This is a genomic window from Paenibacillus sp. DCT19 (assembly GCF_003268635.1).
Taxonomy (GTDB): domain Bacteria; phylum Bacillota; class Bacilli; order Paenibacillales; family Paenibacillaceae; genus Paenibacillus.
In genome coordinates this window covers 1,316,787-1,341,012 of sequence record NZ_CP029639.1, presented here as the reverse complement: position 1 = coordinate 1,341,012, position 24,226 = coordinate 1,316,787, and the positions used below count along the sequence as shown (strand labels likewise).

25 protein-coding genes and 1 pseudogene are annotated in these 24,226 nt (G+C 45.4%); 13 read left to right on the top strand and 13 right to left on the bottom strand.

All coding sequences use genetic code 11. The features are described 5' to 3' along the window. The first annotated feature begins 201 nt into the window (after nucleotides 1–201). From DMB88_RS30875 to DMB88_RS30865, 3 genes are read left to right on the top strand one after another with little or no spacing between them, the layout of a single operon-like run. A complete protein-coding gene (locus DMB88_RS30875) occupies nucleotides 202–1,158 on the top strand; it encodes a PAS domain S-box protein (RefSeq protein WP_254438476.1) in 957 nt (318 codons plus the stop codon). Next, nucleotides 1,113–1,538 carry a sigma 54-interacting transcriptional regulator gene (locus tag DMB88_RS30870; protein WP_254438617.1) on the top strand — a complete coding sequence of 142 codons (426 nt, stop codon included), beginning with the start codon at nucleotides 1,113–1,115 and terminating at the stop codon, nucleotides 1,536–1,538. Before DMB88_RS30875 ends, DMB88_RS30870 begins: the two co-directional genes overlap by 46 nt. 26 nt (nucleotides 1,539–1,564) lie before the next feature. Beyond that, nucleotides 1,565–2,041: an AAA-type ATPase lid domain-containing protein gene (locus DMB88_RS30865; RefSeq protein WP_254438475.1), complete on the top strand. Its 477-nt coding sequence runs from the start codon at nucleotides 1,565–1,567 to the stop codon at nucleotides 2,039–2,041. 244 nt (nucleotides 2,042–2,285) lie between these two features. Here the strand turns inward: DMB88_RS30865 and DMB88_RS05860 are convergent, their stop codons facing one another. Next, nucleotides 2,286–4,355 (bottom strand): nSTAND1 domain-containing NTPase, encoded by a 2,070-nt coding sequence (locus DMB88_RS05860; RefSeq protein WP_128100601.1) that lies wholly within the window; start codon nucleotides 4,353–4,355, stop codon nucleotides 2,286–2,288. A 256-nt stretch (nucleotides 4,356–4,611) separates the two neighbouring features. Here DMB88_RS05860 and DMB88_RS05855 point away from each other — a divergent pair, with 256 nt between their 5' ends. After that, nucleotides 4,612–4,893, top strand: a complete 282-nt coding sequence (locus tag DMB88_RS05855) for a hypothetical protein (RefSeq protein ID WP_128100600.1) — start codon at nucleotides 4,612–4,614, stop codon at nucleotides 4,891–4,893. Between the two features lie 53 nt (nucleotides 4,894–4,946). Here DMB88_RS05855 and DMB88_RS05850 read toward each other — a convergent pair whose 3' ends face one another. Then, entirely contained in the window at nucleotides 4,947–6,617 is a 1,671-nt protein-coding gene (locus DMB88_RS05850; protein WP_128100599.1) for a PucR family transcriptional regulator, read from the bottom strand. 189 nt (nucleotides 6,618–6,806) lie between these two features. Here DMB88_RS05850 and ald point away from each other — a divergent pair, with 189 nt between their 5' ends. Next, on the top strand, nucleotides 6,807–7,940 hold the full coding sequence (gene ald / locus DMB88_RS05845) for an alanine dehydrogenase (protein WP_128100598.1): 1,134 nt from the start codon (nucleotides 6,807–6,809) through the stop codon (nucleotides 7,938–7,940). Nucleotides 7,941–8,128: 188 nt separating this feature from the next. On the opposite strand, the gene DMB88_RS05840 is transcribed toward ald, so the two are convergent. Then, entirely contained in the window at nucleotides 8,129–9,046 is a 918-nt protein-coding gene (locus DMB88_RS05840) for a PD-(D/E)XK nuclease family protein (RefSeq protein WP_128100597.1), read from the bottom strand. Between the two features lie 793 nt (nucleotides 9,047–9,839). On the opposite strand from DMB88_RS05840, the pseudogene DMB88_RS05835 reads away from it, so the two are divergent. Further along, nucleotides 9,840–10,522, top strand: a pseudogene (locus DMB88_RS05835) (serine/threonine protein kinase). Between the two features lie 150 nt (nucleotides 10,523–10,672). On the opposite strand, the gene DMB88_RS30860 reads toward DMB88_RS05835, so the two are convergent. After that, entirely contained in the window at nucleotides 10,673–11,203 is a 531-nt protein-coding gene (locus DMB88_RS30860) for a helix-turn-helix transcriptional regulator (RefSeq protein WP_254438474.1), read from the bottom strand. Next, on the bottom strand, nucleotides 11,200–11,568 hold the full coding sequence (locus DMB88_RS30855) for an AraC family ligand binding domain-containing protein (RefSeq protein ID WP_254438473.1): 369 nt from the start codon (nucleotides 11,566–11,568) through the stop codon (nucleotides 11,200–11,202). The genes DMB88_RS30860 and DMB88_RS30855 overlap by 4 nt, the downstream gene beginning before the upstream one ends. A gap of 131 nt (nucleotides 11,569–11,699) precedes the next feature. Here DMB88_RS30855 and DMB88_RS05825 point away from each other — a divergent pair, with 131 nt between their 5' ends. Then, complete coding sequence (locus DMB88_RS05825; RefSeq protein ID WP_254438472.1) at nucleotides 11,700–12,509, top strand: sugar phosphate isomerase/epimerase family protein; 810 nt, start codon at nucleotides 11,700–11,702, stop codon at nucleotides 12,507–12,509. A 172-nt stretch (nucleotides 12,510–12,681) separates the two neighbouring features. After that, the gene (locus DMB88_RS05820) at nucleotides 12,682–13,737 is read left to right on the top strand and encodes a Gfo/Idh/MocA family protein (RefSeq protein ID WP_128100596.1); all 1,056 of its coding nucleotides are present in this window, start codon (nucleotides 12,682–12,684) and stop codon (nucleotides 13,735–13,737) included. A gap of 328 nt (nucleotides 13,738–14,065) precedes the next feature. Here the strand turns inward: DMB88_RS05820 and DMB88_RS05815 are convergent, their stop codons facing one another. From DMB88_RS05815 to DMB88_RS05795, 5 genes are all read right to left on the bottom strand, one after another. Continuing rightward, a complete protein-coding gene (locus DMB88_RS05815) occupies nucleotides 14,066–14,974 on the bottom strand; it encodes a hypothetical protein (RefSeq protein WP_128100595.1) in 909 nt (302 codons plus the stop codon). A gap of 23 nt (nucleotides 14,975–14,997) precedes the next feature. Next, a complete protein-coding gene (locus DMB88_RS05810; protein ID WP_128100594.1) occupies nucleotides 14,998–15,414 on the bottom strand; it encodes a hypothetical protein in 417 nt (138 codons plus the stop codon). Beyond that, nucleotides 15,393–15,653 (bottom strand): hypothetical protein, encoded by a 261-nt coding sequence (locus tag DMB88_RS05805; protein WP_128100593.1) that lies wholly within the window; start codon nucleotides 15,651–15,653, stop codon nucleotides 15,393–15,395. Before DMB88_RS05805 ends, DMB88_RS05810 begins: the two co-directional genes overlap by 22 nt. After that, the gene (locus DMB88_RS05800) at nucleotides 15,634–16,206 is read right to left on the bottom strand and encodes an RNA polymerase sigma factor (protein WP_056693936.1); all 573 of its coding nucleotides are present in this window, start codon (nucleotides 16,204–16,206) and stop codon (nucleotides 15,634–15,636) included. Before DMB88_RS05800 ends, DMB88_RS05805 begins: the two co-directional genes overlap by 20 nt. A 143-nt stretch (nucleotides 16,207–16,349) precedes the next feature. Next, on the bottom strand, nucleotides 16,350–16,856 hold the full coding sequence (locus DMB88_RS05795) for a mismatch-specific DNA-glycosylase (protein WP_128100592.1): 507 nt from the start codon (nucleotides 16,854–16,856) through the stop codon (nucleotides 16,350–16,352). Nucleotides 16,857–16,942: 86 nt separating this feature from the next. Between DMB88_RS05795 and DMB88_RS05790 the strand changes: the two genes are divergently transcribed. The 5 genes from DMB88_RS05790 (at nucleotide 16,943) to DMB88_RS05770 (ending at nucleotide 21,247) form a co-directional block, all read left to right on the top strand. Continuing rightward, nucleotides 16,943–17,863 carry an AEC family transporter gene (locus DMB88_RS05790; protein WP_128104331.1) on the top strand — a complete coding sequence of 307 codons (921 nt, stop codon included), beginning with the start codon at nucleotides 16,943–16,945 and terminating at the stop codon, nucleotides 17,861–17,863. 319 nt (nucleotides 17,864–18,182) lie between these two features. After that, entirely contained in the window at nucleotides 18,183–19,250 is a 1,068-nt protein-coding gene (locus DMB88_RS05785) for a WXG100 family type VII secretion target (RefSeq protein ID WP_128100591.1), read from the top strand. A 16-nt stretch (nucleotides 19,251–19,266) separates the two neighbouring features. Next, nucleotides 19,267–19,731: a hypothetical protein gene (locus DMB88_RS05780; RefSeq protein ID WP_128100590.1), complete on the top strand. Its 465-nt coding sequence runs from the start codon at nucleotides 19,267–19,269 to the stop codon at nucleotides 19,729–19,731. 67 nt (nucleotides 19,732–19,798) lie between these two features. Next, on the top strand, nucleotides 19,799–20,296 hold the full coding sequence (locus DMB88_RS05775; RefSeq protein ID WP_128100589.1) for a hypothetical protein: 498 nt from the start codon (nucleotides 19,799–19,801) through the stop codon (nucleotides 20,294–20,296). A 108-nt stretch (nucleotides 20,297–20,404) separates the two neighbouring features. Continuing rightward, on the top strand, nucleotides 20,405–21,247 hold the full coding sequence (locus tag DMB88_RS05770; protein ID WP_128100588.1) for a hypothetical protein: 843 nt from the start codon (nucleotides 20,405–20,407) through the stop codon (nucleotides 21,245–21,247). A gap of 139 nt (nucleotides 21,248–21,386) precedes the next feature. Here DMB88_RS05770 and DMB88_RS05765 read toward each other — a convergent pair whose 3' ends face one another. The 3 genes from DMB88_RS05765 to DMB88_RS05755 form a co-directional block, all read right to left on the bottom strand. Then, nucleotides 21,387–21,638 (bottom strand): RNA-binding protein, encoded by a 252-nt coding sequence (locus DMB88_RS05765; RefSeq protein ID WP_128100587.1) that lies wholly within the window; start codon nucleotides 21,636–21,638, stop codon nucleotides 21,387–21,389. 230 nt (nucleotides 21,639–21,868) lie between these two features. Beyond that, on the bottom strand, nucleotides 21,869–23,353 hold the full coding sequence (locus DMB88_RS05760; protein ID WP_128100586.1) for a methyl-accepting chemotaxis protein: 1,485 nt from the start codon (nucleotides 23,351–23,353) through the stop codon (nucleotides 21,869–21,871). A gap of 68 nt (nucleotides 23,354–23,421) precedes the next feature. After that, on the bottom strand, nucleotides 23,422–24,000 hold the full coding sequence (locus DMB88_RS05755) for a GNAT family N-acetyltransferase (RefSeq protein WP_128100585.1): 579 nt from the start codon (nucleotides 23,998–24,000) through the stop codon (nucleotides 23,422–23,424). Between the last annotated feature and the right edge of the window lie 226 nt (nucleotides 24,001–24,226).

The following is a 24,226-nucleotide window of genomic DNA, read 5'->3' as shown; positions in this document are numbered from 1 at the left end:
TGTAAACGCATACTTTATGTGTTTTATATACTTCACGCTCGAATTCTTCCATACCTATACATTTGATGTCAAAAAATATATACATACAGCATTTGGAAAGCTATAATATGTTTAACATTATGGGTGTCCTATCCATTTGTTATAGAAGGACTACACCTATTTCCTTTTAAATAACGCAATGTTCTAATTGAGGTGATCGCATTGAAACATTTACTTCCCAATCTGATGTCCTTATTACGCACTGAACTTATCATTCAGGGCGAGACCATGATGGAGTACACTCATCGACTAGCTTCACAACCAACTCACCGTGAAACCTCTCAGGAGCCTGTCTTTTTTCGCGATACGTTAGGATATTCATGGATGCCCCAAACGTCCGAATCCGATAAGGCTCCATCCCATAAACGAATACCTGTACCAATCATTTTACCATCAACCGAGCTTGCAACCTGTCTGCCTCTCTTCTATTCCAGTCCATATGTATTAATTCAAGACGAAGCAGAGCAAATTCTCGGTTATATCACCGCGGCCGATCTGCTGCAAGAGATGTATCACGCCCATCGCCTTCTGGAAGCCTACTTCGAAACTACACTGGAAACGGCAGGTACAGCATTAACTTTAATTAATGAAGAGGCCAAAGTAGCTTACTGGACATCCGATGCGGAGCATGTATTTTCCATCCATCGAGAGGAGATCATCGGCCAGCCTGCTGCAGACTTTTTTCCACTCGACCGACTTCAATCACTCAAAACACTCTACACCGGTGAAACCGTATATCGTAAACAGCATCAACCGAGACCTGATCTATTCGCTTTAATCAATGCACGTCCTGTGTATCTGGATGGCCAAATTGTTGGAGCGGTCGCAGCCGAAGTGGATATAACAACTGAAATCCGACTTCATCAGGAATTGCTGCATATGACTTCTAAGGTTCAACATCTGGAAAAAGCTGTCGCAAGGCTGCGTCCGGATGTAGATCCCTTTGCCAAAATCAAAGGCAGCAGCCCAGTCATCAAACAATGTCTGGAGACCATCCGTAAAATTAGTACCACTTCAGCTACTGTGCTCATTCTCGGGAGAGCGGTACAGGTAAAGAGCTATTCGCCAAAGCCATTCATGATCTACGCGAACCACAAACTGCACCTTTTGTCGCCATAAACTGTGGTGCTATTCCTGCCTCTTTGTTCGAAAGTGAATTGTTCGGCTATGAGAAGGGAGCCTTCTCCGGGGCTGATCCGAAGGGCAAAAAGGGAAAAATCGAGCTTGCGGAAGGCGGAACGTTATTTCTTGACGAGATCGGCGAGATGCCCTTGGAGCTACAAGTTAAGCTACTCCGTGTATTGCAGGAGAAGAGCTATTTCGCCGTAGGTGGAACACGCATCAAGCAGGCAAATTGCCGGATCGTTGCAGCAACCAATCAGAATTTAATGGATATGATCGCACGCGGCCAGTTTAGAGAGGATCTCTACTACCGGCTGAATGTCATTAATCTCATCATTCCCCACTGCGTCTACGGAAGGAAGACATCTACGAATTAACACAGACCTTTCTGCAGGAGTTTTCTTTGTTATATAGCCGGCATATCGAACTCGTACCTCCCGCTGTGTTCAAGCTGTTATTCGAATATGACTGGCCGGGTAACGTAAGGGAATTAAGGAATGTCATTGAGCGAATGACCATTCTCACTACGGATGGCGAGGTAAAGGCAGAATATCTACCCGAATCACTACTTGTATCCATGAACCAAGAACAGATCAACACTCAGCAGCAGTTGTCTCTTAATTCATATGCAAGTTCAGGTGTGGTTCACTCAGAGACACAAGTTAGCGGGCTTCATGCTACTGATGAAACTCATTCGGAGACGATGGGATTGTTGGATGATCCTTCTACCTCTTCCTATCAGGATCGGCTTGATGCATTTGAGTCACAGCTGTTACTCCAATATCTACAAGATGCCGGGGGAAACAAACGCACACTCGCTCGTCAGCTCGGCATCTCAAGAGCGACGCTGTATAATCGAATGAAGCGACTTGGCCTATAGACCCTCGGCGCGGTGCGAATGGCATTACTAGACAACATTTCGCTAGTTCAATCCTGAACCATTGAGTTCGATAGAACGAAATGAGTGCCCACACCAAACACGCAGTAACGGTTCAACCACCCTCTACTGCGTGTCTTTTTGCATGTATTCATCCACTTTTTTCATGCATTCATTTCTTCAGCTATCCATCTATTCATTTTTTTAACTACTCATCGATCCATCACTAACACACGCGAATCCTGACTTATAACACCCGCGCTAACCGCTTCAGGGCGGCTCGTAGATGGCGATAAAAGGTCGCTCGACTCATGGAACATACCTGTGCAGCGGCAGTTGGATTGCCAGCATGTGTCCAGTAGGCAGCATACAGCAACATCTGATCCTGCTGACAGATCCCATGTGTCCTTCCCTCAAGCAAATCCAGCACATACATCTGAAACTGGATGCCATTCTCCATACCGTTCATTCGCTCCGCATACAGTTGTAATTCTCCAGGAGAATGCAATAACGACAGCATTTTGCGGACATCTGTTTCCGTCCACGACGTTCGTTCCTTTACCGCCGTTGTATGGGAGGTACCGTTAGCCAAAGTCTCTGTATTCAGCAAAGACATGACCCAATCCCCGAATTTTTCTTTGCGCAGATCCAATTCCAGTACATCAGCTTGCTCATCATACAAGTCACACACACGTGTACGTGTTTTCCTCATCTGAAAACCAATACTTTGCAGAAAAAGCTTCAAATTCGGATTGGTGGCCACAAGCATCACTCTAGAACCATCCCCTAGTAACGATAAACGATCCAACGCCATATAACCGACGAGCTCCTCACGCTTATAACCGGGTACATCATCTCTGGCCGCAACCAAAACCGCATAATGCGTATCTGCCTGATCCGGGTCACACTTCAGTTCCTCTGGCGTAAAACACTCTTGCATTTCATTGGGGAAATATTTAAGTAGAATCTCACTGCTCTCCCGGTGTACAAAAACAGTAATGAACATCGCAGTGGGCTCACCGCTCTTATCCCGCATGACCACAATGCCTTCTGGGTATCGGCGTGCCAATTCGTCCAGAAAATCACGATATAGCGGTGCTTGCCACGGTTCTACGCTATATTGGCACCATTGCCACAACAACTGCTGGAGTGCCGGCATATCCTCCATCCTCATCGCCTCCATTGGCGAGAACAGGGAGTCAGCAGAAACATCTGCGTATTTTCGGTGCTGCAGCATAGACTCTTGGCATAATAACAGCATTTTTCTCGTGATTTGATAGCGCTCATGCGGCTCTGCTTTTTCATGCAACGGTTTCAGAATACCTGCAATGCGGACACGCATAGCTTGCAGTCGTTGTGGTTCTCGTTGACGAAAATCCCGTAACAGATGCAGTCGAGCTAGATCATGTAAGACCACACCACTCTGATCAGAACGAATAAACGACATGCGTTTCAGAACCTGGTATTCCTGTAGCGTCACTTCTGTTTGCAGTACAGAGGATAACAATTCTTGATTCGCAGTCTCCAGCAAGGTTAATACCTCTACCATTGGTTGCAAACTAGGCAATGTCAATTCATGTAGCAGACGGGCACTGACCATATGTGATAGTTCAGCCCATTCCGTCAGTTGTATATTGCAATGTTGATCCGCTGCTTCCACCGCCAGTGCAAGACCAAGTGGATGACCATCCGTCATACGAGCGATCTTGCCTGCCATATGGCGGTTCAACGTGCCCACACCTGCAATGTAATTCGTAACCTCTTCATCTGTGAAATGCTGCAGCGGCATCTGAACCAAATATTGTTGTAAACGAGGATGTATCCGCCAAGCTGAAGCAGGCTCTGGTCTTGATGCCAAAATAATAAGTACACCGTTAGCCGGGATTTTGTTAACAAACACCTCAAGGAACCAGCTTTCCAGCAAAACCAGCTCCTCATAATTATCCACCGCAATAACGTATCGATTCCGAGCAGAGGCAGCGCGCAAATGAGTTAATGGCGGATGATTCTCTCCACTCTCCATCATCTCCAGTCCTACAGCAGAAGATAGATAATCCAGGAAAACCGAAGGGGTCGAGCCACAGAATCGACCATCCATCCAGATCGCGGTTGCCCCCTGATTACGAGATACAGCCATCATCTCCGAGAGCAAGGAGGATTTGCCAATGCCCCCCATTCCTGTTATCGAAAAGATAGTAAGGGGCGCTACCGAATCTGCAAACCAATGATTCAACATATTCAATTCTCGAATTCGTCCAACAAATCGTTTGCCCTGACCGAAATAACTATCGTATCGTGATTCACCACTGTTTCCCATCTATATCCTCCGTACTAGTACTAGTACTTTCAATATACTTTATTTTTCAATCAAATTGAGACTATATTGAGACGCATAATCAAGTATAAAATGATAAAATCTCGATAAAAGCCAAATTATAGAAGAGACTTCGTAACAGACATGTAAACGTTTAACAACGTATTGATGAATGCATTCCACTGATCAACTGATTTCGAATTTCATGCTTCCCTTTCATCATCTATACTTCTCGAAATTCATGGAAAGGCGGATTTGTGTGAGAAAAAATCTCGATATCTATAATCTGAGCGAGCAAATCGGAATCAATCCAGAGCGATTAAACGAATGGATTCGCCAAATGAGGACTTTTTCCTCCAAGACAGAGGCTTTGGAAGCCAAACGCGCTTCATCCCCCTATCGTTTAGTGGCGCCCCCCTTCCTATCCCTTGCTTCTATCACCAATCAACCGAAATTAAAGCGCGGACGTCGTATGATACTTAACAAGCCCTTTCTGACTACAGAAATGCAACACACATATCGCATCAGCAAAAAATGCTAAACCATCGCTTGGAATCAAACGAATGAACACTCCCTAAGCTTATATCTTAGGTTCTAGCGATGGTGAAGCTGTTCATCCTCTATCATTGCATGGGCGAGAAGCGCCATCTCCAGACAGATTCTTCTCCCTTGATCCATAAAATCCGAACCGAGTAGCTCCTCTAACTTCTCCAGCCTGTTGTACAATGTCTGTCGATGAATAAATAATCGGGCAGCAGCATCCCGCTTAGAACCAAAACTACGAAGGTACGCATCAAGCGTTACGACAAGCCGGAGATGATATGCCCGATCATGCTCAATCAGCACGCCTAGGTGATCATTGACGAATGGTTGCAGGAAGGATTGAGGCAAAGCTTTTAACATTTGATATATACCCATACGTTCGTAGAAATGAACATGTTCCATCTGATCCACCGTTCGCGATATTTCAATGACCTGATAGGCTTCTTGGAGACTACCATGCATTTCGGTCAAGCGGCTTCTTAACTTGCCAAAACCGACATGGATTGCGACTTGCTTCAGATTACGACTCGCAAATTGTTTAACATCCTCAACAATGCCTTCAAGCGCTCGAAACAGCTGGTCACGCGTGGACACGTTATTCTCTTCCTTGGCACAGCACAAGTATACCTGATTATTCTTAAGCATAATTAAACTCGTTAAATTATTCTTTTTGAGCAGAGAGCGAAGAAGTACGAGGATATCCTGATGGTTTGCTTCCATTCGTTCCCGACCTGTTCCCTTCCTTTGATGCTCAATCTCCATTACTCCTCCCGCGAACCAATACTGTCCCTTCACCAGCAGACGTAACCCCATCCGAGTCTGAGCCTGTTCCTCTTGATGAATGTTTCCATTCATCAAATCCTGGATCAGCTCATTTTGGTTCCGCACCATCTTCTCCTCCAAGAACTGGGAACGCAAGGTGAGCGTTGCTGCAGCTTTGGCTGTGTAATCCAGCAACAGCTTGAGATACTCCACGGGTGCCGTTGGATGGACAAGCATACCTACTGCAGAGAACACTTGACCGAAACAGACAACCGGATGGCAGAGCAGCACATTGTCCTCATCCAGATGGAACCATAATTCGGGTTCAGAATCATTCAGATCCAGATGCTCCACCTCCTGCTCATACCACGTATAGATGGCCTGTTCAGACTCAGGTGGCAGATCCGGAACGAAGCTCCCAGGCTCCATTGAGGAAATATATACAACCGGTTTAGTCGCATAGTTATGCAATAGGCTCATGACTGTGGACATATCCGTACTTTGCAGTGTTAGCTGCTGAAGCTTCCGAGAGTACGATTCCAAACTTTTGAGTAATTGGTGTTGGTGGTTAATGAGTAGTGAATGGATGTCTTGAGTAATCTCGACGAAACGAACTGGCTGTTCAAATACAATCAACGGAAACTGATGTCGGTCAGCCAGTTCAATTAATTGTTCAGGAATGCTGTAGATAGATGTACCAAATTCCACGCATAGCCCTGCCGCCTCACTCCGAATCAACTGCAACAGGTATTCCTCACGACCTTCTGCCGATTGAAGCCATAGTCCAGTGGATAAAATAAGATCATGAGGGCTTACAAATGGAGAAACATTGGTAATCTCCAGCACATGAACCCATCCAACCTGCCGAGACAATCCCTCTTGACCTGCCGCAAGCCTTGCTCTGTCAAAAACAGGACGATCCAACATTTCCTTTATCGTAAACACACGATCATTTCTCAATATCGGCTCTCCTATATGTCATTTTTTCTTACATTATAATCGAAAGACAAATGTCCTGAATAGACTTTCTCGACATTATGTTGATGTTTTCTTGAAAAACATAGACATTAAGCAAGGTGCAAAACGACGACCCAAGTCATAAACTTGTAGTATAAGCTAACAACCAATAAATGGACGAGGTGCATGGTGATGAGAATCGGAATTCCCAAAGAAATCAAAAACAATGAAAACCGTGTTGCAATAACCCCTGCTGGAACCGCTGATTTCGTCAGAGCCGGTCACCAAGTGATGATTGAACAGGGTGCTGGACTTGGAAGTGGCTTCACAGACCAAGAATATGTTGTGGCTGGTGGAGAAATACGAGAGCAAGCCGCATCGATCTGGGCAGAATCCGATATGATTATGAAGGTGAAGGAGCCTCTTCCAAGCGAGTACGACTACTTCAGACCTGGGCTCATCCTCTTCACCTACCTTCATCTTGCGGCAGAGCCTGCTCTGGCCAAAGCTCTAATTGAACGTCAGGTGACCGCTATTGCATATGAAACGCTGGAAGTAAACGGATCACTCCCCCTGCTTACACCGATGAGTGAAGTAGCCGGGCGTATGTCGGCCCAGATCGGAGCCCAGCTTCTAGAAAAAACCGAGGGCGGCAAAGGCATTCTGTTATCCGGTGTACCTGGCGTTAGTCGCGGTAAAGTGGTCATTATAGGCGGAGGAACGGTTGGAACCAATGCCGCCAAAATTGCCATCGGACTTGGAGCTGACGTGACTATCCTAGACTTGAACTTGAATCGACTGCGCCAGTTGGATGATATCTTCGGCAACCAGATCCATACGCTGGTATCGAGTCCATCCAACATCGCAGCAGCGGTAGCATCAGCTGATCTGCTCATCTGTGCGGTGCTGATCCCTGGTGCCAAAGCACCTACCTTGGTCAGCGAGCAGATGGTTACGACGATGTCACCGGGCTCGGTCATTGTAGATGTCGCGATTGATCAGGGCGGAATTGTCGAGACCATTGATCATATTACAACCCATGATAATCCAACCTATGTAAAGCATGGAGTCGTGCATTACGCGGTCGCCAACATGCCTGGTGCAGTGCCGCGTACATCGACGGTGGCCCTCACTAACGCCACCATGCCTTATGCACTGCAACTCGCAAGCCACGGTGCAGCCGCAGCGATTCGCGGTAGTTCGTCCATTCGCAGCGCGGTTAATGCGCTGAATGGACATATCACGTATGAGGCTGTTGCCCGGGATCTCGGGCATGCCTATGTCCCTGCAGGACAGGCGCTGGAGAATGCAGCCACTGTCCAGTAAGACATGACAGCTCACGGAGGGAATCCGTGGCGGTTAGATGATCTTCACCATTACCGTTCCCCAGGCGCCCTCATTCAGCCTGGGGAACGTAATAGAAGCGCCAGTCTGGGTAGGATTGACCAGTCTGGCGCTTCTAGTTTTATTTTTGCAATATTCCACGCATACATGTCTTAGGTTCGTTCCTCCGCTTAAACAGCACGCTCACTGCACACCTCTCGGAAATTGCAATCCCGGCAGGCACGATGCGAAGGCATCGGTGTAAAATACGAGACGTCCTTCGGACGATTATAGTATTCATCCGCGACACAAGATCGCATCTCTTCAATATAACGACCAACGTTCTCTTCCACTTTTGCTATATCCTCTTCTGTTGCCGTGTACTGCTTGTGTGTCCCGGTCAAAAGGTATTCCACTCTTAGCTCAATCTGCTCTAATGGAACTTGGTAATGCTCCTTGACATAGGATGCGTACAACATCAGCTGATCGGAGAAATCATCCTCTTTGCCTGTCTTCCAATCTACAATGACAATGTTGCCATTACGACGGCGGTACAGCAAGTCCATCTTCACATATACGCGGGTGTCGTGCAGCAACATCGTATCCCATTTCTCTATTTCCAGAATCGTTGTACTTGCACGTGACAAGTCCTCCCACGTCAGCGTCTGATAGAGATTACTAACACAAGCAGAGACACGTTCCTTAATTGTAGCAATTCGGTCGTCCAACGTATCGTCACCATAATACATTTCGGATAACATCACACGATTCTTCGGATCTTGTCGCCACTGATCTTGATCCATGGATTCCACATAGGCCTGATTGAGCAACTTGCGCATCATCTGTTCCAGAAAATGTTCACGCGGTTTATCCTTGCCTTCCTCTCTGCTGCGTACAGCAGACTCACACATCCGGTGGGCTAGATCACCAAATACCAAATATAGATTGCTTAACTGCTTCAAGCGGTATAACCGCACCTGCATCTCGTCCGCTGTTTCCGTCTTCCAGCCGTTATGCGCTCCGTAATAATGATAATAATATTTGCGCAGGCACTCATCGAACATGCTTGCCCGCGACTGCGAGTAAGACCACTGAGGGTATTGTGCCATAAGTTATTCTGCCTTTCTGTATAACAGGATTGTGTACATTGTGTAGATAGTGTGCGATTTGTACAAGACCCCTTTATTTGATTGTTCAAAAAGTCCACTTTTGATTATGAGCAAACTTGGGAATAGATACGATAAATGATTTCATTTCATCATACCCGTGTCTGAAAATCCGAAGGCCCCCTATTTTGCCGATTTTTGTTCTAAGCCATGAAGTTTCCCGCAGGCGTGCCAGAGTCAAGGGAAAGTGACGTAGCAGGGGCCGAACGCAGGTATAAGACTTACTCTTCAGCGAGTTTTCAGACATGTCCTAACGAACTCAGGCGAGCTTATCACCTGTATTTGAGCCATATTGAAATTGTAACGAAGCTCAGCATCCTTATTTCACGAAAAAGCTGGATAAAGTGTCCTGATTTACTCCTTCTGATTACAATAAGGTGTCCTGAGTTCGCTAAATACCAGGTAAGTGCCATATCTGCGAAATAGCGTGTCTCATGTTCGTAAGATATAGGTTCGAGCTCATTTCATGCTACTCGTGCCGCAGCAGAGCTAAAATGGTGAGCATAACGAAACCTAAACGTTAAACTCGCTAGCATTCTAATCCTACAACATTTAATCTGCTGCCGCACTAGTTACATCATTTCCGTTTTAGCGCGTCTTTCCGTTTTTTTCTTATACCCGCAACCGTTTCCGATGATATCCGTATCGTTTATATAATATCATCATGCTGAGCACAAGATGAGATGTATTCATTTGAATGAGGATTAGAGGTATATCCTTAAAGGAGGCACCACCCATGAATCGACCGGATTGGTTCCAGGCAGAAGAAGCGTTACAACAGATCCAAGTCATCGGAAGCGACCGGAATGAGCTTGTAGACATCATTGGCCAAGTGCACGGCTTGCACTGCATCGGTACAGGTACAGATGCCGCCGTATTTACGTATGAGGGACTGCCACAATACGCCTTCAAAATGTACTCGGATCATGCCCTGGACAAGTTACAAAACGAAAAAGAAGTATATGAGCAGCTCAAAGGTTTACCTTATTTCCCCACCTATTACGGCAGCGGCAGGAATATTCTCGTTATTAGTTACGAGCCTGGGGACACACTGCTGGAATGTCTGGAGAAGGGAATCCCCGTCCCGAGCAAGTGATGCTCGATGTGGATGCAGCTCGCGAGGCTGTCCGCAGTCGTGGGCTAAATCCGCGGGACATTCATTTGAAAAATGTGTTGCTCCAGAATGGACGTGGCAAAGTTCTGGACGTATCTGAATACATTCAGGACGGTAACGATCATCGCTGGGAACACCTTGTCTGGGCATATCACAATATCTATCCAAGGATTAAGGGAACGCCACTGTCTCCACGCATGCTGCAAACGATCAAATGGGGATACAACCAATTGGATCAAGCCAACATCAAGCTGGACGACCTCTCCAGAAAAGCCAACCGGCTGTTCTCCCGATTTATGAAGTAGTCTTATTACACGATTCCAACGGGCATTCGCAGATTGGTGCGAGCGTCCGTTTTTTTCTTTCTTTTCACAGGCTAGAGTAATGAATACCCATCACTATTCCTCAGTTACACCTCAATACCTCAATTCATCCTTTAATCAACTCTAGAGCACCTAACGTTCTTTCTCTAACCGCCCTTGTGACGGGGTCATTCCCTTATGTTTTTTATATAATTTAGTAAAATAATTGGCGTTCTCGCAGCCCACTCTAGCGGCAATCTCCGTAATCGTTAGACTGCTCTCACGCAGCAGCCGCTCCGCTTCTGTCATTTTGCATCCATTTACATATTCCACGAATGTACGGCCGGTTAGTTTTTTGAACATTTTGCAGAAATGATATGCATTCAGCCCAACTTGGCTCGCCGCTTCAGTCACTGAGATTTTGGATGTCGGTGTTGCCTCAACCTGTTCAATCAATTGCTTGAATCGTTCTCGATTGGGAAAATAGGACCTCGTGCTCCGCTCTGATCGTTGCTGTGGCAGAAATGTACGGGCAAGCATCGTGAATAGAGCATGCAACTTAGATTTCACCACAAGCTGATAAGCCGGAGGCCGTAAGGACATCTCTTCAATCGCTTCATGCATCAATGCATAATACGTGAGACAGATATCGTCTTGGTCAGCAGGTTTTACCGGGAACCTCACTCTCCCTCTAGATAGGGAGCAACGTACTCGATATGAACTTGATCATGCATAAAATCATGAAATAAGGCTGGATTCACCACAACCGAGTCGTATTCCACATCCCCTTCTTGAGCGGCATATCCAACATGTAGCGCCCCACCTGGAATGACAATGAGCTCGCCTGCTTCCGCAGCGTAAGGTTTACTATCGATATGAAAAAGGACACTGCCCTTTCGCATCATAATAAGTTCAAAGTGCTTATGCCAATGCAAATATAAAATACATTCGCCAGCTTTCATTTGCCTGAAACGATTTTCAAACAGTTGAAATGGATGTGACTTATGGTCAATTCTTGTATTTTCGTGAAGCGCTTTCAGGTCTAACATCGCCAATGGCTCCTTCCCCACAAGATCGGACTAATATTGCACAAGATTGTATAGAGCTATCTGGCAGATGCCCGGATATAATGAGTGTGTCATGAAGTTACTATAAGCCAATATTGGAGTGAATTACAACGATGAATAATCCATTGCGTATAGGTACCCTGGTAGGTGGAGGAGACGCTGTTCGCGTCATCCCACAGATTATGCAGCACGGCTTCGAATCATTCAATCTGACCTTCTGGCAGACGACAGGAGACTTGGATTTAACGGAAACAGCCAAACGTGTTCGCGAGATTGTAGACGAAAATAATGTTGTCATTTCCGCGCTTAGCGTATTCGGTAATCCACTTACCGGGGCTGGCAATAACGCAGATACACTGGCTAGCTGGGAGCGAGCTATCGATCATGCCCATCTGTTCGGCGCAGATATCGTCTCGGGATTCACAGGACGACTGACTGATCAACCTATCGATCAATCGATTCCTAAATTCAAAGAGGTGTTTGGAGAGTTAACACGCCGAGCGGCAGAACGCGGTGTACGCATCGCATTTGAGAACTGTGATATGGGTGGAAACTGGCAGACTGGCGATTGGAATATTGCCCACAATCCAACCGCATGGGAAATGATGTTCAACGCTGTACCAGAGGACAATATCGGACTAGAATGGGAGCCATGCCACCAGATGGTCAGCCTGATTGATCCAATTCCTCAACTGCGTAAATGGGCACCTAAAGTGTTCCATGTGCATGGTAAAGACGCCACCATCGCTTGGGATATTGTGAAGGAGCATGGCGTGCATGGGCCGCATGAATTTGTATGGCATCGCACACCGGGCTTCGGGATAGCAATTGGTCGGATATTATCACCATTCTGCGGCAGCATGGATACCAGGGCACGATTGATATTGAAGGCTGGCATGATCCGGTCTACAAGGACGAATTAGAGATGACAGGACAGGTGCATGCCCTTCGTTATCTGAAGCAATGTCGTGGCGGGGATTTTGTACCGAATCCAGTCTAGGCAGCAGGAGTGTTGTGTCTGACGTGTCTGAGAAGATAGCCGATGCACAGATCAAACATCAATGAAGCACATGAGAAGCAAGAGGAGATGATAAGGTGACTCAACACCATCGGGTCGTTATCGCCGGCTGTGGTGCCATGTCCAACACTTGGGTGGATTACGCACTGGCTAGACCGAACACAGAGATTGTAGGGCTTGTCGATCTATACGAGCCTGTGGCAGCAGCACTTGCGGCTAGACATGGTCTCACCTGTCCAACGTTCACCGATATTCGTGATGCCATCCGGGCGACCGATGCAACGATTGTATTCGATGTAACGATTCCAGCTAGCCACTACGGTATATCTATGGCTGCGTTACAAGAGGGCTGCCATGTGTTTGGCGAGAAACCACTGGCTGAATCATTCGCTGAATGTGAAGACATCGTGCAAACTTCACGAAGCACGGGGCGTATTCAAGCCGTCATGCAGAATCGCCGCTTCGATCCACGTATTCGTGCCTATCGGCAACTGATAGAAGATGGGCATATTGGTAAAGTTGGGTATGCAGGAGCTGATTTCTTCCTCGGTCCTCACTTCGGTGGATTTCGTGACGTAATGGATAGTCCGCTGTTACTGGATATGTCCATACATACCTTCGATCAAGCTAGATTAATTATGGGGGCGAACCCCGTATCCGTTTATTGTCATGAGTTCAATCCTCCTGGCTCCTGGTATACAGGCAATGCGATGGCAATCTGTATATTTGAAATGTCGGATGGTTCGATATTCAACTATCGCGGTTCTTGGTGCGCTGAAGGTTCACCTACTTCATGGGAAGCGTCGTGGCGTGTTACTGGGGAGAAAGGCACTGCCATCTGGGATGGTCATGACGCAATCTATGCGGAGGTCGTTGCGGCGGAACAGCGGGAGGCTGATGGCAAACTATCGTTCTTGCAGCCCCATGAACGAATCGAAGGAACGTTGCCTGTGATGGAGAAAACCGGGCATCATGGCTGTCTTGAGGATATGTTCTCTGCGCTAGAGGCTGGCCGCCTTCCCGAAACAAACTGTAGCGATAATCAGTACAGTATGGCAATGGTGCTTGCATCTCTCGAAAGTGCCCGCACAGGTCAGAAAGTGCTGATTGGGGATCATCTGAAGTTAGTGTAGTGATTGTTCGTAGGCTAAACCTATGGAATCTCACGCTAGATGGACGCGAATAGCTTGTGTCAGGTTCATTACATTATAATAATGCTAAAGGGGATGTCCCTCGTCATATTCATGACTTGTGGGACATCCCCTGTGTGTATTTATAGAGATAGCTCTAATCCATATAAATTGAACTAAAGAATAGTTTACACTTGGCACTTCGATGACAGAATAACTTCCCGATCGCTTCGCTTCTCCTCTTGAAAATCAACAAGAGATTTTCATTCAAATTTCTCATAAATTTGAGATGTTCCAGAACACGAGAACATTGAGTTCTACAGACCCCTCCTCATTGCTGCCAAGGCAAACTTCTGTAAGACGGTAAATCCACTGCCCAATCAACATCGTCAAAGTCTTGTTTGTAAATTGTTCGTTTTAGTGTGAATTTTGAACCCTTGCTTCGATCATAATCCCGAACCATAAACTTCCAATCGTCCGTTATGCTCTGTCCCTTTTCATTTACTCTAATCTCAGTTCCTACACCTTCAATTATATGCTCATTCCCTACATCATCCACGATCAACCAATCTTCCCGAGTATGTTTGCCCGTTTGAATAGAGCTTGCTTTAAGCACAAGTTCATTTTCTTCCGTGTCCTTGTTGTCCTTCTCCAGAACATATGCCTCTTCGACAGGATCAAAGCTATAGCCATGAATAGTGTACTCAGCACCTTCTTGCTTAATTTTGACAGGCTTTCTGTAGAGCTGATTCAAATCAATCTCCATTAATGTCTCTTGTTTCACAGGTATCGTGTAGCCATCCAGCACAAAGCGAATATGCTTCGCATCCAGCGTTACATATGCAGGATCCCACACCTCGGATAATTGGATATGCCCCTCTGTACCACTTAGCTGGCTGAGGTCTTTCACTTGGAATTTAGCTTGCCGCGCACCTGACCTACTGCCGTTAAAAATACGATATTCCTTCGTATCAGGAATCTCCAGATGATACAAAATTTCCAGCTCCTCGTCCCATCCTGCCTCGACTTTAGCTTGCAACTCGTCACTCAGGCTCACATCGAGATCCAGACGAATTCCATTTGGCGTTCGGATCATTTGAGTTAATCCGATCTGTAAACCTTCTGGCGTTGTATACGTGTCCTTCAGTGGTGTTTGGATAGATAACGCTTTGGCCTTGGTCATATCCAAATTAAATTGAAAGCTCCAGTCGATCGTTTTCTTTTCAGATGGCTTATTCACCCCAATAGTGTATTCTTCTGCAGTTAAATGCCCCAGTTCCCTCGTACAACCACTTGATCGGGGATGTCATCATTCAGTTGAAATACCCATCTCTGAAAACCGGCTCGGTAAAGGTTGGTTTCTTTTACAATTGTGGCGACTTGATGCCCATTTTCATCTGTAATATGAATATTGCCTGAGTATGGGGTAACAAGGTATGCATTTGTCCCGTCCGGGGCTATTTGTTCTATCGTCATCACAATCTGCGAACGATCCACCAGCATATGATGGATCTTGAGCGTGTAGCCCTCATTCTCAATCTCAATCTGCGGATTAACGTATAGACCTAGTGGCTGTAGACGCTTGTAATCATCAGTTAGATTGAAATACCTCAAGCTTTCTGGAACAGGGATATTCGGAAGTGGCGGATTCACTGCGCTCACGCCTGGCTTTGTAGGCACCACGTTCTGTTCCCAAGCGAACCATGCTCCCCAAGCAGAAGAATTACAGCGGCAGCCATCCCGGTTCGACGGAACCATATCTTTTTGCTGGCTTTCGTCGGCTGTAGCTCATCTTCTCCGCTCACCATGGATACATCTTCCAGCTTCTGCATCACTTCCAGCGTAAAATCAGCGTCTGGTTCTTCCCGGAACAAATGCTGCTCCAGCAACCGTTCTTCCTCATTTAGAATAGGCTTCATATGTCGCTAACCCTCCTCTACGTTCCAGCTTTTTCTTAAGTGATTTTTTGCCTCGGTGGAGGGCATTACGCACTTGCCCTGGGCTCATGCCAGTAATCTCTGCGATTTCTTCATAGCTCAGCTCATTTGTATATTTCAACAATAGGACAAGCCGATATGCCTCAGGTAGCTCGTCCATTTGACGATATATCTCACGCTGCATCTCCTTGTGCAGCACTTGTTGTTCTGGTGTATTGTCATGACTGCGCTCTAGACCGTTGTCTACAGCCGTCATCACCGGTTTCTTTTCCCGTAGAAAATCCCGCATTCGATTCACTGCGATGGTGTACACCCACGAAGAGAAGCTACTCCCCGCTCGCCTTGTTGGCAAATATCGATAGATGCGAATAAACGTATCCTGAGCTAGATCTTGTGCATCCTGATGACTTGCACCCATTCCGCGCATAATGCCGAAGACTTTATTTTTATATCGATCCACAAGGACGGCAAACAGTTGTTTCTCTCCCCCAATAATGCGTTCAATGAGTTCCTCCTCCTGTAGCTGCTGTGCCATGTAATCCCCCTTCTCTACAGCTTCCATGCATGGTTCTGTACTATATAGACGGTGTGACTTCCCGAAACTTCTCACTTCATCCAAAAAAAAGAATTCGCTCGTTCCGGTAGAAGCCGGATAAGCGAATCCTGCATAAGGTGTATTTACTTCTTCTCCGATATAAAATCACTGAGCTGCGCGTAGATTCCCACAATCTCATCCATCGACATCCGTACCAGACCACTGGACGAAGGAGCTACAAATTCATGAATCTCCGGAACAACTGGATCATCTTGGAATCCCCACTCTACTTTGGTGCGTTTGCTATATTGGGTATATACCCCTTTGCCGACGAAACAAGCGATGTCTGGGCGGTATTGCTCTAATTTTTGCTTTAGAATCTCCCGTCCCTCGGCATACTCTTCACGTGTAATATCTTCTACACCTCTTGTTGGTCGCGCGACAATATTCGTAAATCCATATCCTAACTTCAGTAGCTCCCCATCCTCTTCAGTTTGGTATAAACGCGGCGTCAAACCGGAACGTTCGAGGATACGCCAGAAGCGATTGCCTTTGTATGCATAATGATGGCCTGTCTCGCCGGACGTGATACTTGGATTAAATCCGATAAACAGAATGGATAAACCTGGTTCTAAATGATCTGGAATCATAGGACGTACACGCTCCTTTTAGTGCTATAATGATTGAAGGTTTTTCGAAATAGGCTGAAATTTTCATGAAAAAGGAAGTTGAACAGATGATTGCAGACATCATACTTGAAGTCGTCCTGCCCGTCTTTCTCTTAATTGCCGTCGGGTCTTGGATGCAAAAGGTGTTCAAGCTAGACTTGTACACCCTCGCCAAAATTAATTTCTATTGTATTACCCCGGCCGCTGTCTTTATGAGCATGTATCATTCGGATATGTCGGGTGAATTACTCGGTACGGTCACGCTATTCTATGCGATTTATGTCGTTATCCTCTATATTATCGGTTCTGTTACGGCACGTACGCTTCGGATGAGCAAAGGTATGAAGGCTGCTTTTAATAACAGTATCATGCTCGACAATGCAGGCAATTACGGATTACCGATTAATGCGCTTGTGTTCCGTGGCGACCCACTTGCCTCATCGATTCAAGCGCTCGTTATGTCGTTGCAGGCTTTGCTGACCTTTACTTATGGGGTACTCTCCATTCAAGGCGCCAAGCTTAAGGGGAATTACCGCGCTGTGATTATTGGTTTTCTAAAAATGCCTGTGCCTTACGCGCTATTGCTCGGTATCTTGCTTCATATGTGGAATGTGCCGCTACCAACCTTCTTATCTATGCCGCTAACCTATGCGCAGCAAAGTATGGTCGCTGTTGCTTTGTTGACACTGGGTGCTCAAATTGTGAAATATCCGATTCGGTTATATCGCCTTGATGTGTATATTAGCACATTTCTACGGTTGCTGATTGGCCCAGCCATTGGGATCTCCATCGTATTGCTATTAGGTATGCAAGGTATTGCCGCGCAGGCACTTATCATTGCTTCTGGTATGCCGACCGGGGTGAATGCATCAATTCTAGCCGAGGAGTATGACAATGAGCCTGATTTCGCTGCTCAAACGGTACTCATCTCAACCTTGCTCAACATTATTACCATTACTGCTCTCATCTCTTATGCCAAAACATTCTGAAGCGAGAAGCTATATAAAATTGAACTAACGAATATTAAGTAGTAGTCATATTAAACTTCTAAGTCCCCAACCTCTTTAAGATGGTTGGGGACTTTTTTCATTCTTCACCTTCATTCGTCCCGGTTGCAGGAATAAAGTCTTAGCACGACTCCTCATTTAGCCTGACCATAGAACTGTTTTGCGCGTCAAATGCCTCTTATCCGTTGCGAAAGCACGTTTTGACCATTAAAATTATTGGGTAATTATCCCTTAGAGTTGAGCTGTTTTCATATATACATATGTAGAATTTCTTCATTATTTTTTTCGCGAGGTGAATGTCGTGACAAGAATTGTTGTCCCTCCTGAGAAGCTTCAGGATATCTCCAACCAATTTGCGCAAGCTTCGGAACAAAGCAGAAATATGATTAGCAACCTGAGCAGACATATTAGTTCATTACAGAGTCAATGGTCCGGAATTACGCAGGAGCGTTTCTTTCAGAATTTTCAAGTGGCACATCGGCAAATGGCGAACTTCTCCACTTCGGTATCTTCCATCGGCACAGAGCTGAATACAATTGCCACTCGTTTCGCCCAAGCGGATCAGTCCCAAGGAGCAGGTGTGCAGGCAAATGGTGGTCAATCTCCCTCTGGCAAAGATGTTAAAACAACGTTATCGGACCTGTATGATCAAGGAAGTAAATCTTGGGATAAGATCAGTGGGATCCACGGTAACGTGGGACTGTTTGGTACGGCTATGTATTCTGCCATGGCTACATCCATGGTGCTTTCCAAATCGGTTAATTTTAAGGTAGATCCTCGCAACCCTACTCGTGCTAAAGTGCATAATGCTCCATGGGTTAAGGGTAAGGGTAATTCCTTCTTAAGTAACATGGCACGTAAACTAGATAAGCAATTCCGCAACCCGGGTCTGGTCATGAAAGGACTGAAGGGTTTTGATAAATTGGCAGGCAAGCTAAAGGTTGGCGATATCGGGCTCGGTTTCAGTAAAGCCAACAGCTTTGGTCAATGGACCCGAAATGTTATCGCTGGCGTAACTAAAGGCCAATATGGCATGAAAACCTCTCAAATTCCTAAAATGATCAGCAAAAAGCTGTTCCCTATTAACGTTGGACTGAATGTGTGGGATGAAGGCGTCAAAACGGTTTCCAAGTTTAAGGATGGTACTCTAACCAAAACAGATCTTGCGGTGTCCGCATCAAATGTTGTAATTAAGTCTGCCTCTGCGGGAGCTGGCGCAATCGTCGGTGGAACCTTATTATCATTTGCAGGACCAGCAGGAACAGCAGTTGGAGCTTACGTAGGCGGAGCTATTGGTAGTTACGCCGGTAAACATATCGCCTCAGCGGCGGAAAAAGGAATTCGGTGGGTTAGTAAACTCTTCAAATAATCTTTAGGGGGTATCCATGCAGTACGTTACATACCAACGTAAATTTGCTATACGTCATGCATTAATTTCTGCTCTATTTATTATTGCTGGATTTGTCTTGATTGGTGACGTGATCTTTGGGGAGAACAGTCCTCTACAAACCTTTTATTTTAGTAGTGCCGCCTTCTTAAGCTTTTGGTTTATTGGACGGCTATTCGTGTGGAACATCATTAGAGCATTTGGCTCCAATGTATTGTTTGGCTTTGACGAGTCTGGTATTAAGACCGAATCTGGAGAACACCTCCCTTGGAAGGAGATTCAAACGATTCAATTGGTTGCGCCGGGAATCAACAAATGGATTCAACCTACCCCATCCTACTATGACTTGAAAATGCACAGCGGACAGCGTCATAAAATCTATACGTACAGTCTACTGAAACATCAGGAGAACGACATTCTTAAAATGCTTCGCAAAACCTGGAATGAACGTAAATCGAAATAGAAAAATTAATAAACACGAGATGGTTTGGGTTTATGGTTCTGCTGAATTTACAACTTGATAAAGGGGAGTGAGTGATCAGCAATCCATGGAATCTATCAAATTCAGTCGTTCAGTAGTCCTAGGAAGGGTTATCGGCACTATAATCATCATGATTTTAGGAAGCATTATGATTTGGGATCTTAAAAATATACCGTTTGGTTGGTTTCGCCCTATCTTCTACGTTTTTATATTTGCCTCATCCATTTGGTATGTTTTTCCCGCTTTTTATAAACTGACCTTTTTTCTCTTTTCGAGTACAACTCTTATCTCGTTCGATCAGTATTGCGTGACAGCTAAAAATGGTAGATCTATTCCCTGGTCTGACATCAAGCGAATTGAAGTTATTGGAGATAAAATTAACAATTTAGCGCAACCCGTGCCTAGGTTATACCGCTTCACTCTTTTAGATCGATCCCATGTCGACATGTCTACTTATCATCTTCTAACGAATCAACAATTTACAGATGGTGCAAAGAAATTACGTACAGCTTGGTCTCATAATAAACATCGTAAGATAGAGAACTAACTAACTGGCATCTCTCCAAAAAACAAAAACCGAAAGTAGTCACGCACGCATGTTTCTCATCACACATTCCCTACACACTCATCTAATCGAAAGAAGGCGATTAAACTCATGGCTAAACCTCTAGTTACCCTATCTATCGAAGAATTCGGATTTGCACTCGCCACGCTTGGCGCAGAAGACATTGCCGCCGGGCTTCTCAAACCAATGTATGGCGAATTATCTGAACAGCACTGGGAACTTGTTCTGAGAGCAGCCTCTCACAGCCTACTATCCAAAGGGCTCATCGTACGTATGGAAGAAACGGAGATTGAGATCGAGCCAGAGTTTCTGAAGATGCTGATGCATTTTGCCCAAAGCCGCGGGATGATTCGTGCCTACTCCGACAGCATTGAGCAAGAAAAGGTATTAACCATCCACCAAGGTACAGATAACAACGATACATACTTATATCACTTAGCCGTGGATCAACGTGTTCACCTGTTCACTTGGACAGAACCGCAGGAATGGGAGGAAGAGCTATTCCGGTTCTACACAGGACAACAGGAGCCATTCATTGAACAGCCCACTCCATTCAAGCTAACCGAGGAACAATGGAATGTACTTACGAACGAGGATAACCACACTGCGTTAGATACCCTCATGAATGATTGGGAAATTCCCACGGAATCGCATGAGTTACTTACGCGTTGGTATGAGTCCTTTGAAGCGTCTGGTCGTCAAGTAGATAACCTTAGTATTATTCGTTATACCAGCGACCAAACTGAGATCCCTTTGCCAGATCAAGCTCTGCTTATGCTTCATACTGAACAAGGCTTCTGGAGCATTTCCAATGATAACGTTAATAGCGAAAGTGATGCCAGCATCGAGATTACCCAACATTCCAGAGCGTCCTTTCGTAAACAATTACGGGCATGGATCGATCGCTTCGCAGCTCCTGTGCCCCATCCTTAAACCAATTCCAACACAAAGAAGTCCAAGTGCAACTATTCTCCGTTGCGCTTGGACTTCTTCTATGTTACACCTATTCAGTTGGTGCTTCATGCTATGCCAATGGTCTGCTCAGCCTTCTTACTAGAAGATCCAAGACGGACTATGATTCAAACGATGTTCGCTCTGGGAACTTACCGCCTTCTCTGAACAAACATCGCACCAATCGCTGAGCGGCTCGATTGAAGTAAAAACTTGAACTTATGCCGTCCACCTGAACAGGCTCCAGTTCCTTCACGCTTTCCTTAACCTTGTTCATCTCAATGAGTCCCATCTTCCGCTCATTCGGTCCGAATCGATAAATAACCTTTTCATCGTCCTCCGTCTGTTTCACCAGTAGAATCATTGACGCCATACAGGTTACCCCTATCGTTACGTAGTGAGATTCCAATGCTACAAATTCATCATGCATGTTCAAAAAGATGCCGTAGACATCCCTCGGAATCAAATAGCTTTACTTTGAACTACATCTATAATTATTACCCAGATTGGAAGGAATGGATATAGGGCTTAGGTTAGTTATATTGATCCAAAACTCCCATTTTTCCAACAACAAAAGAGAGGCCCTTTAGGCCTCTCTCTTGATTATGAAGCAGCAACCAGTTTCTTCATACTTGTAATCAACTGATCTAATTTAGCATAGTCGCTAATCATGTCTGTCATTTTGGAATCCTGCGTTCGCATATTTTGATGCATGTCCTCTACAGAAGCCATATTCTCCTGCGTAATCCCCGCAATGTGAGCCATACTGTCTACCATATCATTCTGCTGCACATGCAGATGGTTCGACGATTCGCCTACACGATCGGTGTGCTCCTTCATCCGCTCCATATTCTCATGGATCTGCTCAATAAGATCGCTCACTTCCTGTGAGACCGTCCTGCTGGTGGCTACAGCAGTTTGCCCATGAACAACCTGTCCATGTAGTCCACTAATTTGCGAGCGAATATTGGATAGAATGCCATCGATCTCAGCCGCCGCTTTTCTTGAGCTATCTGCTAGCTTGCGTACCTCATCGGATACAACGGCAAACCCTCTGCCATGCTCACCTGCTCGCGCGGCTTCAATCGCTGCATTCAATGCGAGTAGGTTTGTTTGTTCCGCAAGCTCCTGAATGACACTTACGATGGAACTAATTCGTTCATTATCACTGTTAAGCTTTTGCATCATCTCTACTGTACTGCCCATCATCTGATGTACATTCTCAACGTCAGCAGATAACACGCCCATCTGAGTGCTGCTCTGCTCTGTAAGTCTGGTGTTCTCTGCTGCATAATTCTGTAGCTCGCGTGTGCCATCGAGCAATGTACTTACAGTCTGATTGATCGTCTGCGTTGTCTCGTTTACTCTCATGACACTACCCGTCTGTGCTTCAATGGACGATGTCATCTCCGTGAAGCTGAGTGTGACTTCCTTGCTGATCTCTCCTGTTGTACGCACACCCTCTTGCTGATTGTTACTGAACTGATCCAGCGTTAGAACGGATGTCTTCAACTGTTCAAGGAGATGATCCGCAACCTTCTTGGCCTCCAGTGTCTCCTGCTGTCTCTCGTTAACCTGCTTCTGTAATCGCTGACTGAAGTTCGCACCAAAAGCTAATGCAGCTGTCGCAAACCCAAGATATAGATACAAGTACAGGAGCGAATCCCCTGCAAACAGTTGATCTCCATACTCCGGTATCATAAAGATATACGTGCTCACTCCAGCACCGAGAACTCCTGTAAATATGATCGTTTTATAATCTGCATACAGTGCCATAATGGCCAAGTTTACATAAACTAAGAAATATGTGCTTATTACCGGATTCGGATCGAATACGATTAGCATGACAACAATCAATGTCACAATACAAGCGATAAAATATTTAATCGATGTTACCCAGATTCGCTTGTATGTCATGAATGTAGCCACTGCACATGACGTACCTCCTATACCCACAAGCATCAAAATAATGTTCATGCCGAGTCCAATCATAATATCGGTAACGATACTAAACGCAAGCATGATCCACAAAATTTTGATGAATAGACGGTTACGTTTGTCTAGCTCTGTCAGAGCTCCCTTAGCCATAATGTTTCTTCCCCCTGTAAAGTATTCCCATCAAAATACAATGAATAACCTATGTAAGATCTTATAAATTAAGTATGCCGGGACAATTGTAGTCCCTTGGAGACCAAGGCTGAATCCGATTCCGAATGAATAATCCACGAATACCGTTCCTTATGCATATATACATCTCTCACATCCACAATCGAGGGAATAACGTCTTCGCCCTTATAAAACACCCTTCCCGCAACCTTATTAATCGGTAGATGATATGAGATTCGCAAAGCTCGCATCAACGTAGGTTCAAGCAACATGACAAAATAGGTCAAACCGTTCTTCTCCGCGTAATGAACAATGGCTGATAACAATTCGGCAATATATTGCCCCCGGAAGCTCGACAAAACCGCCATTTTATCAATCTCTGCAACCTTTTTCAGGTTCTCTTGAATCATGGGATGCGTGTGGAATGGTCCAATTTCATTAATGGGGCTATCCTCCGAATACGGCTTGATCTCCGTTGTACCCACATAGTATCCTTCCTCCGTAATCACCACGTATCTTTCCAGAATTTCCTCTGAAAATTCAAGCTCGAATCCTTTTTCTGTCCAGACAGTTGTCCATATTCCGTTGAACATGGCTAGTTCCACTTCACTCTCTACCCTTTTGAACAAGGTCTCCGCTTCCTTTCTGAGTCATTCACAATAAAATACATTCCTCCATATTATCGGAATTCTCAGAGGAAATAATTAGGCGGCCCTCTAACTTACTACTGCCTCAAACAAGCCAAAAGAGTTCAGTACCAACGGTTTGCGCCTCTGAAAAAAAAGAAAAAAGCAATGTAACTTGAATGAAAACATTCAAATCACATTACTTTATTTGGATTTAAATTACGAATAA

What these genes read in the sequence shown, in the direction of transcription:
- DMB88_RS05800 (WP_056693936.1), bottom strand. Translation starts at nt 16,206, where the DNA reads ATGGCACAGCAGCTACAGGAGGAGGAACTCATTGAACGCATTATTGGG.
- DMB88_RS05860 (WP_128100601.1), bottom strand. Translation starts at nt 4,355, where the DNA reads ATGGGAAACAGTGGTGAATCACGATACGATAGTTATTTCGGTCAGGGC.
- DMB88_RS05760 (WP_128100586.1), bottom strand. Translation starts at nt 23,353, where the DNA reads ATGGCTAAGGGAGCTCTGACAGAGCTAGACAAACGTAACCGTCTATTC.
- DMB88_RS05780 (WP_128100590.1), top strand. Translation starts at nt 19,267, where the DNA reads ATGCAGTACGTTACATACCAACGTAAATTTGCTATACGTCATGCATTA.
- DMB88_RS05770 (WP_128100588.1), top strand. Translation starts at nt 20,405, where the DNA reads ATGGCTAAACCTCTAGTTACCCTATCTATCGAAGAATTCGGATTTGCA.
- DMB88_RS05825 (WP_254438472.1), top strand. Translation starts at nt 11,700, where the DNA reads ATGAATAATCCATTGCGTATAGGTACCCTGGTAGGTGGAGGAGACGCT.
- DMB88_RS30855 (WP_254438473.1), bottom strand. Translation starts at nt 11,568, where the DNA reads ATGTTAGACCTGAAAGCGCTTCACGAAAATACAAGAATTGACCATAAG.
- DMB88_RS05840 (WP_128100597.1), bottom strand. Translation starts at nt 9,046, where the DNA reads ATGGCACAATACCCTCAGTGGTCTTACTCGCAGTCGCGGGCAAGCATG.
- DMB88_RS05790 (WP_128104331.1), top strand. Translation starts at nt 16,943, where the DNA reads ATGATTGCAGACATCATACTTGAAGTCGTCCTGCCCGTCTTTCTCTTA.
- DMB88_RS05795 (WP_128100592.1), bottom strand. Translation starts at nt 16,856, where the DNA reads ATGATTCCAGATCATTTAGAACCAGGTTTATCCATTCTGTTTATCGGA.
- DMB88_RS05765 (WP_128100587.1), bottom strand. Translation starts at nt 21,638, where the DNA reads ATGGCGTCAATGATTCTACTGGTGAAACAGACGGAGGACGATGAAAAG.
- ald (WP_128100598.1), top strand. Translation starts at nt 6,807, where the DNA reads ATGAGAATCGGAATTCCCAAAGAAATCAAAAACAATGAAAACCGTGTT.
- DMB88_RS05805 (WP_128100593.1), bottom strand. Translation starts at nt 15,653, where the DNA reads ATGAAGCCTATTCTAAATGAGGAAGAACGGTTGCTGGAGCAGCATTTG.